The organism is Campylobacter concisus, from assembly GCF_015230035.1.
Lineage (GTDB): Bacteria > Campylobacterota > Campylobacteria > Campylobacterales > Campylobacteraceae > Campylobacter_A > Campylobacter_A concisus_BK.
The window spans coordinates 37,682-55,395 of sequence record NZ_JAAKZD010000004.1 but is presented as its reverse complement, the minus strand read 5'-3'; the positions used below and the strand labels follow the sequence as shown (position 1 = coordinate 55,395).

Here is a 17,714-nt window from a genome sequence, read left to right as displayed (position 1 = left end):
TTTTAAGAGTGGTTGTGGCCGGGAGATAGGGATTCGAACCCCAGGAGGCTTTCACACCTCAACGGTTTTCAAGACCGCCGCTTTCGACCGCTCAGCCATCTCCCGATTAAAGATTTGTGATTATAGCCAACTTTGCTTAAAATTTGCTATAACCACTAAGAATTATTCTGTTTTTTCTTTGACGTAACTAGCGCCGTCATTGATCTTTTCTTTAGTCCATTCTTTGGCGTTGTGGCTATCTTCTTTTACGCCGTGCCAAGTGTTTGAACAACCTACTGCAAAAAATGCCATACATACTATTAAAAGCAATTTTTTCATCGTTATCCCTTTATGTGGTTATTTTTGAAGTTGGAGGCGACACCCGGATTCGAACCGGGGATCAAAGCTTTGCAGGCTCATGCCTTACCACTTGGCCATGTCGCCGTTTTGGTGGTGCCCGAGACCGGACTTGAACCGGTACGGTAAAAACTACCGAGGGATTTTAAGTCCCTTGCGTCTACCATTCCGCCACTCGGGCAAAATTTAATGGAGCGGGAAACGAGATTCGAACTCGCGACCCCAACCTTGGCAAGGTTGTGCTCTACCCCTGAGCTATTCCCGCGTTAAAGGTTGCAATGTTACCCAAAAGTTGCTTAAAAATTTATTTTATAAAAACAACTTTCAAAAAAATGTAAGCCATAAAAAGATAAAATACCAAATCTTTTGGGGTTATAGCTCAGCTGGGAGAGCGCTTGAATGGCATTCAAGAGGTCGGCGGTTCGATCCCGCTTAACTCCACCAACAGACGTTTTCAGGGGTTTTCAAACCTTGTCAAAAAAAGCTTTTTAAAGCCTAAATTTAGGGCTTTTATCACTTTTTAAGCTACCACTCCTTATCATTGCATTTCATCTAATATCACTCTTTTGAGTGTATATCTGAGTGTAAAAAAATATTTTTAGTAACTTTTTACACTCAAAATTAAGGGTTACGAAATGGCAAGCTTTACAAACGATTTGGCACTAAAAAAATTTACACTCAAAAATAAAAATCGTGAGTGGATAAAAGATGACGGAGTGAAATTTTTATATGTGCTTGCATATAAAACCAAAAAAGAAACCACCAAGACCTTTTATTTTAAATATCAAGAGAGCGACGAAAAGCGAACAACAAAACAAATCAGGCTAGGCAAATATCCAAGCATTACGCTAGCAGAAGCAAGAGCGAAAGCTTTGGAGCTTGAGAGGCTAAGAGATAGGGGCGAGGATTTACAGCTAGCCACAGCAAAGCAAAAGGCTATCACTTTTAAAGACGTAGCCGATGAGTGGATAGAAAAAGAGCAGAGCAAAAGCCTCGTATCGACTAAGAAGCAAATAGGGCGTGTAAAAAATCATCTCATCTTTTATTTAGGCAGTAAAGAGATAACCGCTCTAAAGCGTAGAGATTATATGCAAGTAATCGAGCAGATACAAGCACAAGAAATCAAAAAGGGCATAACACACGAAACATCAGAGCGAACATTTAGGCTACTTCGTAAAATCTTAGATTTGGCAGTAAATAAGGGCTACATCGAACACAATCCAACAAGGGACATTATTTTTAACGATACTTTCAAGACCTCATCAAATAACCACTACAAGGCAATAACCGAGCCAAGCAAGCTAAAAGAGCTATTAAGAGCAATGCAGGACTATCAAGGCTCGTTTTGCACGCAGCAGGCGTTAATCTTTGGCGTGCATACCTTTTTACGTAGTGCAAACGTAAGAGAACTAAAATGGCAATACGTGGATTTTGAGAATGATTTAATCACATTTCCAGCCGAGGCGATGAAGTTAAGAGAAGTTTTTTATATGCCAATGAGTAAGCAGGTCAAGAAGCTTTTAAAAACAATGCTAGAGCACAAAAGGGGCGATTTTGTTTTTCCTAGTGGCATAAGTGCGACAAGACCGCTAAGCGATAGCACACTAAACCAAGCAATCAAACGTTTAAATTTCGGCGATGATATGGTATTTCACGGCTTACGCACGACAGCAAGCACCTTGCTAAACGAAAACATCAAAAATCACGGCTTTAGTAGCGACGTGATAGAGCTTTGCCTAGACCACAAAGAGCGAAGCAGCGTAAAAGCAATTTACGATCGAAGCCAACGGCTGGACGAGAGGGCGGAGCTTATGCAATGGTGGAGTAATTATTTAGATAGTTTAGTAGAAGAGTAGAAGAACAATGGCAGAAAAGAAAATCGACCTAAATGAATTATTAAAAATGGAGATGGATAAAATAATGTTAAAAGATGAGTTATTAAATTTTTTGTCGCGATATGCAAATAAATACCCACAATTTCAAAGCGAGGCTAGCATTTATGAGTTAAAAGAAAGTTTATTTTTTTAAAAGATTTTAATGTAGAAAACAATTCTTACGTAGATTATTCCGCCAAATATACTATCAATAAATACATCCAAGACTTAGAAGCCATAGCCAAGAAAAAAGAACGCAAACAAACAAGAGATGAACGCCTACTTAAAAAAATCGAAAAAGCTATTAATGCATTATACGATATAAAAGAGGATTTTTTTATGGGTGAAGATATTGACGAAGAGGACCAAAAGGCTATGTATCCCGATGAGATAAAAATGCGTAAAAAACATAGATGATTTAATATACGCACTTTACTTAAAAATTGATTGTTATGAAAAAGATGAAAATATTACGCCTACAATAGCAAACAAAAAATTTGATAAAGCTTTTTTTGAACTTCTAAACGAAAGAAAAAAGAATAATAATATTAGTCCCCTAGAGTTAGCCAAAGCAATAACACAATTAAGGGTTACTATAAGAAACATTTTTAACAATAAGCCAAATATACGGATAAAATCCGACAAAGAAGCATAAAAAAGATGCCTTTAAAAAATTTCTTACATCGAAAGCAATGTAAGAAATTTATTTTTTACATTAAAACTAATGCATTTTTTTAAAAACCTACATCAAATTCCGTGAAACTTTTTTATTTTTTACATCATTTCTCACGCTAAAAATTTATTTCTAGCATCGATTTTAACGCTACTTTTATGCTAGCTATTAACATTTTTATTTATTAATATTCTCACATCAAATCAATTTAAGCACATCAAGCTTGCAAGCATTCAGGCTTAATTATTTTGAAAAATTATCAAAAAGGATAAACAATGCAAGATAAAACATTACTAAGCTCAAAAGAAACGGCGAAGCTTTTAGGCGTAGGCGTATCAACACTTTACAGATACAAGAAATTAAGCGATTTTCCGAAACCTATCTTTTTTACAAATGTTACAAAACGCTTTAAAAGAGATGAGGTCGAAGCCTTTATTAACAAAAGACAAAACGAAGGCAGACCATTACCACAAGGGGGCGAAAGATGAAAGCTTTTAAAGACGATAACGAAGCTAGGCTATACGGGCGTTTTTACGCTCGTTTATCCAAATGCCCCGATATTAAGGCGATTTACGCGCAGACGGACGACCAGGAGCAAAGCGAGCTACGCGAGGGCGTGATTAAAGCCCTTTGTGTGGCTTTTGATTTATTTGAGGAGCGCGAAACGGAGCTAAATCAAAAGAGTATATGCAAAATAGCACGAGAGTGCAAAGAGATAAAAAGCGCGCCCGAACTTTACGTAAAAATGCTAAAAGAGTGCTACCTCGATATTTATCTCAAATCTCTACAAGACGAACAAAGCGGAGACGATACGGCGGACTTTAAGCCCGTAGCCTTTGATTTGTTTTGTGCTTTGACCGAGCAGGCAAGAGAGCTAAACGCATTACGAGACGAGAACAAAAGGCTAATAGAAACCTTTTTTATCAATAGGAGTGCGCGATGAGTAAGCTAGTATTTACGCCTAGCAAATTTTGCTTTAGCGCGGGCGATGAGGTTATGTTAAAGGCTTTTAAAAAGCATTTGCATACCTACAAGGTGGCGAGCCTGGACGGCGTCACTCAACCTTTACTTGATTGCGCTTATGATTTGTTTCATATCGTGCAGACGCAAAGCAAGAGCATAAAAGAGTTAGAAATAAAAGCAGGCATAAGAGAGGAGAATAACCTATGATACGAAGCAGACATAAAACGGCGTTAATAAAAATGATGTGGGACAGAACGGGAATAACCGCGGGGCGAGTATTTGGCATAAGTAACGCCAATCAGTATTTAGTAGAGCTTTTTAGAGAAAAAATCGTTAAATTTAGATGGTGCACGGACGCAAATAACCCTAAAAGGCGGTTTAAATTATGGCGTATCGATGATTTCCAAAAAGCTAAAAGATATTTAGTGAGCAAAATATGAGCGCAATAGTAGCATTTACAAAGCCAAACGGCGAGCGGTGTCTAAGCTTTAGACCCCTAATAACACCAAGAGGTCAAGTAAAGTTAGCTAAAAAGCTAATCGAGGCTATAAAAGCTAAAAATACACCTCGAATAAAGAGCTAATTAAAGAATTTTAGGGGTGGTCAAGCCAAGCAAGTTTAGCCACCCTTTACAAGGTTACAAACGTGGATATTTTAGCAGAAGTTGAGAGCATTATCAACCCAGCCGAGAGCAAAATTTACATAGACACCATAAGGGCTACATTTTTCAAAAAAGCTATCACACAAAAGATCCATAAAAAAATCGACCTTTTAAAGTCAATCGCTCGAAAGTATGGCAAAAAATGGCTAAAGCTGGATAAGCAAACAGCAAAAGCCGTAAAAATAGAGCGCCGTTATGAGTTTCGAGAATATGAGATAGTTAATATTTATATGCTTAGCGACTTGCCTATTTTTTACGCTACTTTAAAATCGTCAGGAAATGAGCCACAAAAGGCATTATTTGAAGTTTATTGGCTTAGGCAATACAACAAGACACCTCCACCCAAAGAGTTAATAGCGGAGCTTCTAGGCGTGATAAATAACGTTTCATCGCTTGACCTTTGTTTTGATAAGGATAGCCCCTTTAACCTTGAAGCTTTTTGCGATGAGGTTATTAGCTTTGAAAATACCAAGTATCTAAAAAACAAAGATGTATTAACTAGAGTGTATTTTTATGACAAGGCAAAAAAGAATAATCTAAACTTGCCTATCTACCGAGCTGAAGCCGTAGTAAGCATAAATCCCAAAAGTAAAGATAACCCCTTGCCACTCAAGCAAAGGCTAAATTTACAACTCCCTTACGCCATAGATGAGCTTAAATCCATACTGGATAAGACCACTAAAGAACAAGGCACGAGCAAGCCCTACAAGTCAAAAGAGAACAAAAGAGATCTAAGAGCATAATTAGCTAGTGGTAGCTTATGAAACTATTATTAAGCACGTTTTTCATAAAATGACGCGGTAAATTTTAAAGGGCTAATATGGACTTAATAGGACTATTTTCAGCAAAAAGACTAAATGATTATGAGAGCGAAGCCAAGCATAGGGATAATTTTTTGCTTATGCAAAGATTAGCGCCTAAACTGGGGATAATTGAAATTATCACGCGCAATAAAACCGCGCGCTTATTAGGCATCGACGACGATACTTTTGTTTCGAGGCAAACCCTAGGCTACTGGGTTACGTTAATAAACGTGATGAAAATTCATAACAATGTAGCAGATTTCAGTAGGCTAAATTTCGCCAATTATTCAAAATACAACAGGCAAGCCAAAAGCACGATGCTAAATTACAAAAAAGTTAAAATTTGCTATTCGCTCATACTTGCAATAAGAAACCGCGCCTTTCATTTTGAAAATCTTTACAAACTAAATCCAAAAGGGACGCCAAGAATATCAACCAGACACGATAATATTGTGGTAGGAATTGACCCCGAAAAATTAGAAACCTTTATTGATGATGTTTTGGATTGTTTAGATAACGAGATAAGAGAATATTTACAGAGAGGGCTTTAAAGCGCCCTCGGTGAATTTCGCCGTAATTATACAAGTAATTCTTAAACAAGTCAAGCAAAATCTACTAGAGCATAACCAGCCGAGATTTTGGCTCGTTATCTCAACGTAAAATCCGCCTCCCTAAAATTGTGGAAGCAAAAACCCCTAATTTTATGCGTTAGCCTAATTTTTGGCTTACGTAGCAAAGCCCTTAAATATGAGCTTTGTCCGTCTCCTTAAAATTAAGGACACGAGCTCTAACAATGAAACCCAAATAACCCTATTATCAAAGCTTGATCCTTGAAAGTGAAACGTAAAAGCTACCTATGTTAAACATAGCCAGCTTTAAAAGATGACCTAAGTTTAATTTAGGGCATCGTTATATTTGCCTTTCTCAAAAATCTAAAACGCAAAAAGATGACCTAGATTTAATCTACCTCATCGCTCCATAAAAAAAATGAAAACGGCTTTTAACCTTAAGCCAAAATAGCCCTTTTTTTGCTTGCTTAAGGTTTGATAAAAAAGGGTATTGCAGAGATTGCCACCGCTTGCCATATTTTTAACGTTTTTTGTCTATCTTTTAAAATCAAAAACCAAAGCCAGCACCGAGGAGCTAGAGCTTTGCACGCAAGCCACGCACGAGCGAAAATCACAATTTAAGAAAACGAACGTATAGTGTGCCCTTGTAAAACTACCCTACAATGACCTTTTTGTTACAAAAAATCTCCACTTTTCCTTAAATGAAAAAATTAATTATTAAGAGGGCTAAAAATAATCGGGGTCGCGGTTAAAAAAATCAGGGGTTGGCGGTTAAAAAAACGTGCAAGATAAGCACTAGAAAGAGCGTAAAAGCCCTATTCTAGGCGGTAGTTTTAAACTGGGTAAGTTAAATTTAGGTAGCTTTTTAAAAGGGCTTATCTAGTTAGATCAAAAACGCCCCTAAATGTTAAAGAATATCGTATTTTACGTAGCTAGAGCTAAGATCAGAGTTGAGCTGGGGGAATTAAATACCGGTAGCTTTTAAATGATGTCACAGCTGACACCCTAGAGGGATATGATTTTAATTCACCCCCTTTTTAAATGATGTCACAGCTGACACCCTATCGGTAACACGTGTAACGTTACATGTAACGAACTAACTCGTTACAAGATGATATTAATCCTCTTTGTTTTCAGTGTAGGGCTTAACTACCTCAACGATTTTATCCATATCAAGCGACTTAATGTAATTTTCAAGCATAAATTTTAAATAAGGTGGATATGGAGTGCGTGACCCCCAAGCATTAACGGTTGCGTAAGGGATGTTGGATAATTCACTAAGTCGTTTTTTATTGATACCAGCTTTATTTAACAAGTTTTGAAATTCGTTTTTATCCATTTTTTAACCTTTATTTTTTATGAAATAATAGCATAACGCAATAAAAAATAAAAATAAAATATTGTTATACTATTTTAGTTAATAATCTTTTAAGTATCGTTACAATATTATTTTACTTAAAATTAATAGCGTAAATATACTTTTAAAGGAGAACAAATGTTAATCCCAACCAATTCAGACAGACCAATGTTTTAAAAGGTTTCATGAGTTTGTTATCGAGCAGAACAATGGCAACACAGAGGCAAGCGAACAAACGCTTTATGATGTGGCATACTCGCTATTTTATGAGAGCCACACGCTAAGAAGTGAAAGAGATAGAGCCTTTCAAAACTCAGGCAGAGCAAACGCTTTATTTGCCAAATCAGAGGAGCAAAACGAGCAATTAAAAACCGAGCTAGAGCAAGCAAAAGCAAAGTTTGAGAAGCTAGCTAGTAATTACGTAGCCTTGTGCGATGAGATAGACGAGTTAAAAAAAGAAAATGCAGAGTTAAAAAGCAAATTATCACTAAAGGAGCAAAAATGAAGTTAGTTTTTAATAAAATCAATAAGAATTTTGAGTTAGGCGTTGAGGTAACTTGCGTATTAGGGCAAGTATCTACCCTAATGCTAGCACTAGCAAATAAACACGAGAGCATAGACGACAAAGAGAGGCTAAACGCTACTTATCTACTAAGTGGCATTTTGCTCGATATTGCCTCAACGCTTGACGATTATGCACTAAAAGACACAAAAGCGACTAAGTAGCAAAGAAAATGACAGCCAAGAGATACGTAAGACTATACGAGCTTGAAAAAGCCAAAAGCTTTGATGAGCTAATAAGCACACTAGAGCAAAGCCAGGACGTTAGCAGAAATGAAGCTATTTATCAAGCAGGTGCTAAGGCGTGGCTATTCGTAGATTATTACATTAACGAGCTAAGGCACGCAGAAGCACAAGTAAAGCACTTAAAAAGACAGCTTGACCGCCTAAGCCCTAGCGATAAAAGCAAAGAGGACTTTAACAAAAATAATCCCTTAGAAGCCAAAGGGATTTTTAAATGGCACAAGCCCTTAAAGGGTGCGAGCTTGCAAAACGATATGCAAGCAAGCTAATCATAATCTAAGGGGGCGAGGCTAGCCCCTAATCATCTTATTCAATGGGTCCTTTCTAGCCAAAAAGTGCGTATTGCGGGGCGTAACCGCAGATAATCGAGAAATTAGCTTAAAAAAAGTTTAATTCTGTTTCTATTTTTTTAGATGTAATTTTAGGTTGCATTAAGGTAAAAACAAAAGAAGTCAAAAAAGCGAAATAAGCCCTTTGATTTTGTATGTCTTGATTTTACTTTAACAATGCTACAATACTCGTATGAATAACAAAGCCCTTTTATTAAAATTACGATGTAGGCTAGGGATAATCCTAAGCACGAATAACCAAATCCGATTACAAATATTAAGCGAAAAATTAAAGTTAAAAAAAGCGACGTGGTAAGTTTGGCCGTAACCGAATATTTTAACGCACATAACCAAATCATCGACGATAAAAGTAAAGAAGCATTAAAAACGATTTTTATTTAACCTAGCTTTAAAATAGTAAGTGCGAAAAGTTACCACTACATGAACGCCTAAAAAGTGAATACTATGCGAATACTGGCAAGCACGTAATAAGCGTATAAAGATTGCAATTAGTGAATAAAAGTGAATACCAAAATAGAACGTAAGCCACCTTTTAACAATACAAGCTAAAATAATCAAAAGAAAGGGTTACAAATGCAAACATTAACCATACGAGCAGATGAAGCACTAATAAGCCAAATAGTAGCAATAAGCAAGGCTCTAGCTAATACGACTAATCAAAAGCTAATTATCGATGAGGATTATCCGATTTACGACGACGGCAAGACGATGAAGCAAAGGATAGCCGATTACAAAGCGGATATTGAAGCTATCAGACGTGGAGAGCTTGAAACCTATCCGCTAGAGACGTTAAAAGCCGAGATGGAAAAATGGTAGTTAGACGCACAGCACGCTTTAACCACGAATTAAAAGCGGCGTTTGACTTCATAGCCAAAGACAGCCTAAGCAGGGCGCGAGAGTTTAGAAACGAACTTATCGCAAAGATAGAACGCACAGCACAGACGCCTTTTATTTGTCGTAAGTCTATTAATTTTAACGATGAGAGCATTCGCGACTTGATTTTTAAAGGTTATGTAATACCTTACTTAATAGATGATGAGGTTATTTATGTGCTAGGCATTTACAAGGCTAATGAGTGGCAAGCGTGAAACGTAATAAGGCGGTAATGTTTCACAAAATAACCTTAATTAAGTTTTCGAGCAAAAAAGAGATGAAAACTAATTTTTCTTAAGCCAAAACGACCACTTTAAGCGTTCGAAACTTAAACCATTTAATTTTACAACTTCACAATCCCATATTTTAGGCACTTATGATAGTTTTGTATTGAAAACTAAACTTTTCATAACTAGTAAATCAAATATTTAAAGCTTAAAAGGCTTGAGTATGTAAATGAGTGTAAAAATTATTACCTTTAGTCTTGTAAAAAGTCGATAAAAACGGACTTTAAAGCTAAAATCATTTTTCGATTAACTCCACCATGATTTTACTCTCTTTTTTACTCATAAATATTTTCACTTTTTCATGAAATTTTACGTCAAATATATGTAAAAATTTAGAATTCTTTCGCTACATTTACAACATGCAAAATTTAAAACAATATGTAAATGAAATTTTAAAAAATCACCATGATGAGCGTGTATTTAGCTTTGAATTTGATGGGCAAAAATTTTGGTTAAAACGCATTGAAAAGAGCATCGAAGGTGGCTTTTTAACTAAAATTTTTAAACCAAACCCTTATAGGTCATTTGCGGCCGAGATAAAAAAGCTTGAAATTTTAAACGAGGCAAATGCTCCTGCTCCGAAACTCGTGCTAAAAAGTGATGAATTTTTCGTTATAGAAGATATTGGCGAGCCAGTTGCTAGACTATTTAAATATAGCACCGATGAAAAATTTAAGCATGAAATTTTACTAAAAGCAGCCCGCGCATTAGCTGGACTTCACGCACTAAATTTCGCGCACGGACGCCCAGCACTTAGGGATATCGCCATAAAAAATGACGAGATAAAATTTCTTGATTTTGAGTCAAAATTTTTTAGCAAAGACTTGGAGCTTCAAAAGTGCCGTGATCTGCTAGTTTTCATCCACGAGCTCTACCGACAAAAAATTTCAAACGAGCTTGTAAAAGATGCGATTGATGAGTACATTAAGGCTAATGGCAGCGAAATTTACGAGCACTCTTTGCGATTAATAGTGAAATTTAAGCCACTTTTCTACCTACTAAGGCCGTTTAAATTTTTAGATAAAAAAGATCTAAATGCAGCTATTTCAACATTTGAGCTACTTTTGCCAACCGCAAAATCCAAAATCACTTCTTGATAACTAAAAAATAATCTTCTAAATTTTATCTCTGCTTAACAAAAAATAAATTAATATTCGTTATTAAAATCTAAAAGGAGATATATGCTTTTCAAGCGTAACAAAATCATTTTCAACATCCACCTAATAATCGGTCTAATCGCGACTATACCGCTACTTATCATGACACTTGCAGCGCCATTTGCCTCTTATAGAGAGGAGATCAAGTCTGCGATAAATGAAAAATATATAAATTTAGCACCTAGCGAAAAGCCAAATTTAAGTTTAAGCGAGATCCTCGCCAAAGCAAAAAGCGAGATCAAATTTGACACTCTTGAAAACGTGCAAATCGGCGGCGAAAACAAAGCTTATAGCATCAGCGTCACCAAAGACAAAAAACTCCGAAATTTCTTTGTCGATCCCCGAACCGGCGAGGTGATCAGCGAGGACTGGGGCGAGAAAACTCGCATGATAATACTAAGCCTACATAGAAATTTAGGCCTTGCCCTACTTGATAGCAAAGTCCCAGCAAACATCGGCAAGCAAATAGTCGCCATTAGCTCCATCATCATGGCGCTTCTTGCCATCAGCGGCCTCATCCTCTACGCACCAGCGATCAAGCGAAATTTCTTAAATTCGCTAAAGATCAAAACAAATGCAAAGGGCTACGCCTGCTTTTACAACCTCCACACAAGCCTTGGCACCTACGTGGCGATCCTGCTTGTCGTGATGTCGCTAACTGGGCTTTACTGGTCTTATGGTTGGGTCAGAAACAGCGTAAATAGCGTATTTTTCGAGCTAAAACCAAGCCAAGCTCAAAGGGCAATGCCTCAAAGAAATTTAATCCCGATAAGCGATGATAAATTTAAAGAGATCGAGACTGCGGAGCAAATTTTTAAAGACAATGTCACGCTAGAGCTAAAATCACTCACGATAAACGTGCCTGAAAACAACCAAAGCACCTACACCATAAACTACGAAACTAGCGAAAGCCAAGTGGGCAAACTAAAGCTTGACGCGAGCGCTGGCAAGATCAAAGAAAACAAGCTTGTTAGCAAGGCTGAAAGTATCCCAGAGGCAAAAAAGGCTGGCCGCAAGGTGCTTAGCCTGCACACTGGAGAGATGTTTGGCGAGGTCGGTCAGATCGTCTTTGCCATCTCTTGCGTGATCGCCGTTTTACTAATAATAACTGGCTTTTTGATGACCATAAAAAGGAGCAAAGCCATATAAATAAAAGTAAATTTTTACCTTGCTTTGGATAAGATTTTAAGAAATTTTTACCACAAACAAGCGAGAAATTTATGAACAGAAAACGCATCTACAACCCAAGTTCAAATGAAAATTTGACCGACAGAAGAGTCTTTAACGGCAACCCACACGGCATTTTAAATTTCACCAAGGCAAAATACGAGTGGGCGTTAAAGCTTTGGGACCTCATGGAGGCAAACACCTGGTTTCCAAAAGAGGTCGATACCACCGACGACGTGCGCGACTACGCCTACAACCTCACAGAGGCTGAAAAACGCATGTACGACCTTGTCTGGAGCCAGCTCATCTCGATGGATAGCTTTCAGACAAACAACCTAGCTGACAACATCAACCCTTACATCACCGCACCAGAGATCAACGCCGTGCTAAGCCGCCAAGCCTATGAAGAGGCAAACCACAGCAAGTCTTACGCTGTCATGGTCGAGGCGATCTGTGACAACACCGACCTCATCTACGAGATGGAGAAGCACGACGACGTTTTGCGCGAGAAAAACGACTATATCTCAAGCGTTTATGAGGAGCTTGCAGGCGAAGTGACTGACGAGAAGCTACTTCTTGCGATGGTTGCGAACCAAATTTTAGAGGGCATCTACTTTTATAGCGGCTTTACAGCGATCTACGCTCTAGCTCGCGCTGGCAAGATGCTAGGCTCAGCGCAGATGATACGCTTCATCCAACGCGACGAGATCACACACCTGCTTTTGTTTCAAAACATGATAAATTCAGTCCGCAAAGAGAGACCTGATCTTTTCACTCCTGAGACTGAGGCAAAAATTTATGATATGTTTGAAAAAGCTGGAAATTTAGAGATCAAATGGGGCAAATACATCACCCAAAACCAAATAATGGGCTTTACCGACGATATCATCGAGCAGTACATCCACTATCTCATCGACCAACGCCTAGTTGCGATCGGTCTAAAACGCAAATACAACGTCGCTCACCCGATCAAATGGGTCGATGACTTTGCTAAATTTAACGACCAAAAGTCAAATTTCTTTGAAGCAAAGGTGACAAACTATAGCAAGGGAAGTATCAGCTTTGATGACTTTTAAAAATGGCATCTTAGCCCTTGTCTGCGTGCTTTTTGTGGGGTGTGCGAGTAGTAGCAGCCAGAAGGCGATCGACATAGCAAATAAGGATCTATTGAATAGTTTTAACCCTTACATACTTGTCAAAACAGACGAAACCAAATATGTTATCATCTACAAAAGCATGCCAGCTGGCGATGTCCGGCCAAGTCTGGCACCTATCGGGTCGGCTCTTTTTGTCGATGTTTTAAAGCAGATAAATAGGGTATGTAGCTTTAAATCCACCGACCTAAAAGAGACTAGAGTGGTATATTTTGACGATAAAACCTCGTTTTCGTATGAAGTCTGGGTCCTTAACGACCCGCTCTCGCAGCGTGATGACAAGATCACAGCTATAAGCGTTATTTTAAAAGCTACACCAAACATCGGTGGCACGGATATAAACTACAAAATTCCAAAAGACTGCCATGATGAAAAACCTATGATATTTGTATTTGAAAAATAAATGAGCGAAAATTTAAACCTAATAAGCCTAACTTTAAAGGCACGAAATGCTACCGAGCGGCTAGAAGAGCTTGCGAATTTAGTTGAGGCTGCACCTGAAAACTCGCTCCTACTTGCAAGCGAGCTTTGCATCAGCGGCTATGACTTTGACGGCTTTTTTGCAGGGGCAAATAAAGCGATGCTTGGTGGCATGATAGGCAGCTTTGATGCGATGCTGCTTGAGCGCTTACAAGAGGCGCTTAGCCCAGATAAATTTCTTGGTTTTACGCACCTTAGTAGCCTAAACAAAAGCGCAGGGCTCGCTCAAATTTCAAATCTAAATCCGCACCAACCAAAAATCTATAACGAATTTTTACTTCTTAACTCAAACAACGTCTTTCATTCGCAGTTTAAGGCTGAGCTTTTTAGACCAAATTCAGAGCATGAGATCTTTGCAGCCGGCGAGGTTAGCGATATAAACGCATTTGCATTTAAGGGGCTAAAGCTTGGCGTACTGATATGCTTTGAGCTGCGTGATAGCAGGCTTTGGGCAAAACTAAGAGGGTGCGACATCATCATGGTGCCAGCCATGTGGGGCAAGACTAGAGAGGACGCCTACCTTAGCCTTTGCAAGGCACTTGCGATCGCAAATAACTGCTACGTCATGATATCAAGCTCGCTTGATCTTGAGCTCGCTGGGGTCTTTTTGCCAGATGGCACGCTAGAAGCAAGCGCGGTTTTTGACGCAAATTTGATAGCGCAGATAAAGAAAAATTTAGGGCTTTTATAAATTTTAAGATAAGCTTTAAATCGTATAATAACGATTTAAAATTTGTTTAGGATAGAAATTTTGACCCAATTAGAAGCGATAAAATGCCAAAATTTAGCTAGCGACATAGCCGATGAGATCACGCTAAGTCCGCTTTTGTTTGACGCGATATCAACGACCGAGCGTGAAATTTTCGTGCCTATCCCAGCACATGCTTACAAGCTTGACGCACAACCGATACTGGGTAATCAATGGATCAGCTCGCCACTAACGGTGGCAAAGATGACCATGGCGCTAGAGTGCGAAAATGTGGATAACATCCTAGAAATAGGCTGTGGCAGCGGCTATCAAGCAGCGATATTAAGCAAGCTCGCACATAGAATTTTTAGCGTTGAGCGCATAGAAAAGCTAGCCATGGAGGCCAAAAAACGCTTCGAGACGCTAAAGATCAAAAACGTACATGTAAGATATGATGATGGTAACAACGGCTGGCGAAGCTACGCGCCGTTTGATAGAATTTTACTCTCAGCTGCTGCTGATGAGATATCGCCAAATTTATTTAGCCAGCTAAAAAGTGGTGGTATCTTGGTCGCTCCGATGAAAAAAGACGGCAAGCAGTTTATCGCTAAATTTAGAAAAGATGAGAGTGGAAATTTAGAAAAAGAGTTTTTAGACGAGTGTCTTTTTGTGCCACTTCTTGAGGGCAGAGAGTAGAAATTTCGTAGCTATTGCCACCTAACCAGCCACTCGCCGCTAGGGTGCTGCGTAAATATAAGATCATCAAATTTTGTAGTTTCTTCGCCATCTGCCGTGATAAATGTAACGCTAAAGCTAAATGCATTTTTAGCGATAAATTGCACATTTTCTATACTCAAGATATCAACGTTGTCGCTACAAGTGCCACTAGCCCTTTTTGAATGGCTATCATCTCTTCGTAGCGCAGGTGCCCTTGTGCCACCTTCCATAAATTTATCATTTTTATTAGCCTTATAGCATGCCATATTTGCTAAAAATTCCTGCATCCTAGGTTTTGCGCTATCAAATTTCGCTTGATACTCTTTTGGCACCTTAACGCCCAAAATAGCGCCTGGCACCGTCTGACCAACCAAATTTCTACTTTTTGTTAGCGTTGGCTCACTTTTTGGTTCGCAAAAGGCAAAGCTACTAAAAACGGCACAGAGCACAATGACAAGAAGCGATTTGGTTTTCATTTTTCTCCTTTTTAAGCAGGAGCCATTCTATCTCGCGCCACTTAAAAGTTGCCTGAGTTATAAATTTAAAGAATAAATGTGAGTTTTTAGGAGAGGCAAAGCCTAAGCCTTGCCTTGAATTAGAATTTATTAGAATTTATAAGTGTAGCCTGTGTAAATTCCAACACTTATATCTCTTAGCTGAGCGCCGCTATTTTTCTTATAAAATGTCTTATCAGCTTTTAGACCAAACTCTAGTGTGTTGTGAGCGTCAAATGAGTAGATACCGCCAGCTTTTGCACCAACTAACAAACCTTTGAAATTTTTCTTGCTAGTTTCGTTTTCAAAGCTTTGTCTAACACTTAGATAGCCAAGACCAGCGTAACCGCCAAGCACAGCTTTAAAGTTCTCAGTGATGTTTGGAGTGTAGATTTTAAAGATATTTAGTGATTAAATTTCAAACGACTAGGCAAAATGCTATAAAATTTCTCTTATGAGAAGCTGTGGCGTAACAAGCCCACGGAACGAATTTTTAGATACACAAAAGATGATATCTATCATCTCGCCTACTCTAACGTGCCTTGTGAAGTTGAAAAATAGCGCCTCAAGCGTTTTGTTGTCTTTTTGCAAGATAAGTTTTAAGTGGTTTTGATCCCTGCCTATGAGCCTCTCGTTCTTTACGACAGCGTTTTCTATCTTAAAGACTGGGCGCGGATTTTTCTGTCCGTACGGCTCGTAAAATTCCAAAATTTCAAGTAGCTCAAAGTCTATCTCGCTTGGCATTATGTCGCCAAGTAGCTCATCTGAGCTTTTGCACTCTTGCATATTTAGGCATGAGCAGCTTTTATTTATCGCCTCTTTAAATTTTTCCAAATTTTCAGGCGCAAGAGTTAGCCCTGCTGCACCTTTGTGACCGCCGTAGCTTGTTAGCAAATCTTCGTGACTTGCGATTAACGACAAGATATCAAGCTTACCAACACTTCTAGCACTGCCTTTTGCGCGGCCTTTGTCTATGCTAAAGACGATAGCCGGCTTTGCAAAGTGCTTTGCCAGGCGGCTGGCTACGATGCCTATCACACCCTCATGCCACTGCTCGCCCCAAGTGATGATGACCTCATCGTCCTCTTTTACGTCCTTTAGCGAGCACTCAAAGAGTTGGCGCTCCTCCTCTTTTCTGGAGTTGTTAAATTCAATGATCATATCAAGGTAGTTGTAAGCCTCTTCGATGCTCTTTGCACGCAAGAAGTTAAATGAATTCATCGCATCGTCCATGCGTCCGGCTGAATTTATAAGAGGCGCTATAAGAAAGCTGATATCATCACACTCAAATTTATCCTTGCCGTAAAACTCTTTTATGACGCAAAATGCCGAGCGCTTCGAGGCATTTAGCTTGCAAATACCCATGCGAACAAGCATCCTGTTCATATCTCTTAGCTCCATCATATCAGCTATTATCGCGATGGCTAAAAGCTCTAAAAACTTGCTCATATCGTAGTTTAGCTTGCAAACATCCTTTAGCGCTCCAACCAAATACCAAGCCACTTCAGCACCGCAAATTTCGATATTTGGAAAGCTGCAGTCCTCTTGTTTTGGATTGATTATGGCGTAGACTTCTGGCAAAATGGCTGGTGGCATGTGGTGATCTGTGATGATGAGATCGATGCCTTTTTCTTTGCAGATGCTAGCTGCTTCATTAGCTGAGATGCCGTTATCGACGGTGATTATTAGACTCACATCGCTTGCAAGCTCGTCGATGATCTCAGGGTTTAGGCCGTATCCGTCCTTAAAGCGGTTTGGGATCTTTACTAGGTAGTTTTTTACACCAAGATCGTCAAAAAACTCGGCTAAAATCACACTTGAAACCACGCCATCAACGTCATAATCGCCAACAATAGCGATGTGTTCATTTCTCTCGATCGCTTCTTTGATGCGATTAGCGCCTTTGTAGATATCCTTTAGAGCGCTTGGCGTTGGAATTTCACTAAGTTTTTTGTGTATGTCGTTACAAAATCTACGTGCTAGTAAATTCCTAATATCCTCTTTAGTTAACATAGCTTTGGCAAGGACTTTTTGACGCCCTGCCAACTTTTACTAATGCTATTTGCTCACTTAAATTTACGCCCAAACTGCCAAAAATTTGGCAACAAAAATGCTTTTTTTTCATCGTAATCTTTCGCCTTTATTTTGAATGCTTTGATTATATCTTTTTGAAATTTAATTTCTTATAATTTTCAATGAAAGTAAGATTTTTAGGGCAAAAAACTTTTGTTAAATTGATACTCTTTATAAATTAGCCATTGTAAATTTGAAGTAAAAAATGATAGAAATTTTAAGTAAAAATAAGGG

The 17,714-nt window shown here is 38.6% G+C and carries 23 protein-coding genes and 5 tRNA genes; 19 read left to right on the top strand and 9 right to left on the bottom strand.

Annotation, left to right across the window (positions count from 1 at the left end; all coding sequences use genetic code 11):
* Positions 1-15: 15 nt before the first annotated feature.
* The 5 genes from G6W41_RS03495 to G6W41_RS03475 form a co-directional block, all read right to left on the bottom strand.
* Positions 16-105: transfer RNA gene (locus tag G6W41_RS03495), tRNA-Ser, on the bottom strand.
* A gap of 57 nt (positions 106-162) precedes the next feature.
* Positions 163-318, bottom strand: a complete 156-nt coding sequence (locus tag G6W41_RS03490; protein ID WP_021086361.1) for a hypothetical protein — start codon at positions 316-318, stop codon at positions 163-165.
* Between the two features lie 31 nt (positions 319-349).
* Positions 350-423 (bottom strand) — tRNA-Cys (locus tag G6W41_RS03485).
* A gap of 7 nt (positions 424-430) precedes the next feature.
* A tRNA-Leu gene (locus G6W41_RS03480) sits at positions 431-517 on the bottom strand.
* 9 nt (positions 518-526) lie between these two features.
* A tRNA-Gly gene (locus G6W41_RS03475) sits at positions 527-601 on the bottom strand.
* A 103-nt stretch (positions 602-704) separates the two neighbouring features.
* Between G6W41_RS03475 and G6W41_RS03470 the strand changes: the two genes are divergently transcribed.
* From G6W41_RS03470 to G6W41_RS03435, 8 genes are all read left to right on the top strand, one after another.
* Positions 705-780 (top strand) — tRNA-Ala (locus G6W41_RS03470).
* A 191-nt stretch (positions 781-971) separates the two neighbouring features.
* Positions 972-2,192, top strand: a complete 1,221-nt coding sequence (locus G6W41_RS03465) for a tyrosine-type recombinase/integrase (protein ID WP_194170635.1) — start codon at positions 972-974, stop codon at positions 2,190-2,192.
* A gap of 966 nt (positions 2,193-3,158) precedes the next feature.
* Positions 3,159-3,371, top strand: coding sequence for a helix-turn-helix transcriptional regulator (locus G6W41_RS03460; RefSeq protein ID WP_194170634.1), 213 nt, complete (start codon positions 3,159-3,161; stop codon positions 3,369-3,371).
* Positions 3,368-3,826 carry a hypothetical protein gene (locus G6W41_RS03455; protein WP_194170633.1) on the top strand — a complete coding sequence of 153 codons (459 nt, stop codon included), beginning with the start codon at positions 3,368-3,370 and terminating at the stop codon, positions 3,824-3,826. The genes G6W41_RS03460 and G6W41_RS03455 overlap by 4 nt, the downstream gene beginning before the upstream one ends.
* Positions 3,823-4,053, top strand: coding sequence for a hypothetical protein (locus tag G6W41_RS03450; RefSeq protein ID WP_194170632.1), 231 nt, complete (start codon positions 3,823-3,825; stop codon positions 4,051-4,053). Before G6W41_RS03455 ends, G6W41_RS03450 begins: the two co-directional genes overlap by 4 nt.
* A gap of 229 nt (positions 4,054-4,282) precedes the next feature.
* The gene (locus G6W41_RS03445) at positions 4,283-4,429 is read left to right on the top strand and encodes a phage antirepressor KilAC domain-containing protein (protein ID WP_242039894.1); all 147 of its coding nucleotides are present in this window, start codon (positions 4,283-4,285) and stop codon (positions 4,427-4,429) included.
* 62 nt (positions 4,430-4,491) lie between these two features.
* Positions 4,492-5,250, top strand: coding sequence for an aspartate carbamoyltransferase (locus G6W41_RS03440; RefSeq protein ID WP_194170631.1), 759 nt, complete (start codon positions 4,492-4,494; stop codon positions 5,248-5,250).
* Positions 5,251-5,327: 77 nt separating this feature from the next.
* Positions 5,328-5,861 carry an ATPase gene (locus tag G6W41_RS03435; RefSeq protein ID WP_194170630.1) on the top strand — a complete coding sequence of 178 codons (534 nt, stop codon included), beginning with the start codon at positions 5,328-5,330 and terminating at the stop codon, positions 5,859-5,861.
* A 1,135-nt stretch (positions 5,862-6,996) separates the two neighbouring features.
* On the opposite strand, the gene G6W41_RS03430 is transcribed toward G6W41_RS03435, so the two are convergent.
* Entirely contained in the window at positions 6,997-7,218 is a 222-nt protein-coding gene (locus G6W41_RS03430; RefSeq protein WP_103593404.1) for an acyl carrier protein, read from the bottom strand.
* A gap of 265 nt (positions 7,219-7,483) precedes the next feature.
* On the opposite strand from G6W41_RS03430, the gene G6W41_RS03425 reads away from it, so the two are divergent.
* The 11 genes from G6W41_RS03425 to G6W41_RS03375 all read left to right on the top strand — a co-directional run bounded on the left by G6W41_RS03425 (position 7,484) and on the right by G6W41_RS03375 (position 14,892).
* Entirely contained in the window at positions 7,484-7,741 is a 258-nt protein-coding gene (locus G6W41_RS03425; RefSeq protein ID WP_194170629.1) for a hypothetical protein, read from the top strand.
* Positions 7,738-7,962, top strand: coding sequence for a hypothetical protein (locus tag G6W41_RS03420; RefSeq protein WP_194170628.1), 225 nt, complete (start codon positions 7,738-7,740; stop codon positions 7,960-7,962). The genes G6W41_RS03425 and G6W41_RS03420 overlap by 4 nt, the downstream gene beginning before the upstream one ends.
* An 8-nt stretch (positions 7,963-7,970) precedes the next feature.
* A complete protein-coding gene (locus tag G6W41_RS03415) occupies positions 7,971-8,309 on the top strand; it encodes a hypothetical protein (protein ID WP_194170627.1) in 339 nt (112 codons plus the stop codon).
* Positions 8,310-8,963: 654 nt separating this feature from the next.
* Positions 8,964-9,206: a hypothetical protein gene (locus tag G6W41_RS03410; RefSeq protein ID WP_194170626.1), complete on the top strand. Its 243-nt coding sequence runs from the start codon at positions 8,964-8,966 to the stop codon at positions 9,204-9,206.
* Complete coding sequence (locus G6W41_RS03405; RefSeq protein WP_194170625.1) at positions 9,200-9,478, top strand: type II toxin-antitoxin system RelE/ParE family toxin; 279 nt, start codon at positions 9,200-9,202, stop codon at positions 9,476-9,478. The genes G6W41_RS03410 and G6W41_RS03405 overlap by 7 nt, the downstream gene beginning before the upstream one ends.
* Positions 9,479-9,909: 431 nt before the next feature.
* Positions 9,910-10,647, top strand: a complete 738-nt coding sequence (locus G6W41_RS03400) for a spore coat protein (protein WP_194170624.1) — start codon at positions 9,910-9,912, stop codon at positions 10,645-10,647.
* A gap of 84 nt (positions 10,648-10,731) precedes the next feature.
* A complete protein-coding gene (locus G6W41_RS03395; RefSeq protein ID WP_194170623.1) occupies positions 10,732-11,856 on the top strand; it encodes a PepSY-associated TM helix domain-containing protein in 1,125 nt (374 codons plus the stop codon).
* Positions 11,857-11,927: 71 nt separating this feature from the next.
* On the top strand, positions 11,928-12,950 hold the full coding sequence (locus G6W41_RS03390; protein WP_009494790.1) for a ribonucleotide-diphosphate reductase subunit beta: 1,023 nt from the start codon (positions 11,928-11,930) through the stop codon (positions 12,948-12,950).
* A complete protein-coding gene (locus G6W41_RS03385; protein ID WP_194170622.1) occupies positions 12,940-13,431 on the top strand; it encodes a hypothetical protein in 492 nt (163 codons plus the stop codon). Before G6W41_RS03390 ends, G6W41_RS03385 begins: the two co-directional genes overlap by 11 nt.
* Positions 13,432-14,199 carry a carbon-nitrogen hydrolase family protein gene (locus G6W41_RS03380; RefSeq protein WP_194170621.1) on the top strand — a complete coding sequence of 256 codons (768 nt, stop codon included), beginning with the start codon at positions 13,432-13,434 and terminating at the stop codon, positions 14,197-14,199. It begins immediately after the preceding gene.
* A 60-nt stretch (positions 14,200-14,259) separates the two neighbouring features.
* Positions 14,260-14,892, top strand: coding sequence for a protein-L-isoaspartate(D-aspartate) O-methyltransferase (locus G6W41_RS03375; protein ID WP_194170620.1), 633 nt, complete (start codon positions 14,260-14,262; stop codon positions 14,890-14,892).
* A gap of 11 nt (positions 14,893-14,903) precedes the next feature.
* Here G6W41_RS03375 and G6W41_RS03370 read toward each other — a convergent pair whose 3' ends face one another.
* The 3 genes from G6W41_RS03370 to recJ form a co-directional block, all read right to left on the bottom strand.
* Complete coding sequence (locus G6W41_RS03370; protein WP_194170619.1) at positions 14,904-15,389, bottom strand: hypothetical protein; 486 nt, start codon at positions 15,387-15,389, stop codon at positions 14,904-14,906.
* Between the two features lie 129 nt (positions 15,390-15,518).
* Positions 15,519-15,764 carry a hypothetical protein gene (locus G6W41_RS03365; protein ID WP_194170618.1) on the bottom strand — a complete coding sequence of 82 codons (246 nt, stop codon included), beginning with the start codon at positions 15,762-15,764 and terminating at the stop codon, positions 15,519-15,521.
* An 81-nt stretch (positions 15,765-15,845) separates the two neighbouring features.
* Positions 15,846-17,420: a single-stranded-DNA-specific exonuclease RecJ gene (recJ, locus tag G6W41_RS03360; RefSeq protein WP_194170617.1), complete on the bottom strand. Its 1,575-nt coding sequence runs from the start codon at positions 17,418-17,420 to the stop codon at positions 15,846-15,848.
* Positions 17,421-17,714 lie beyond the last annotated feature (294 nt).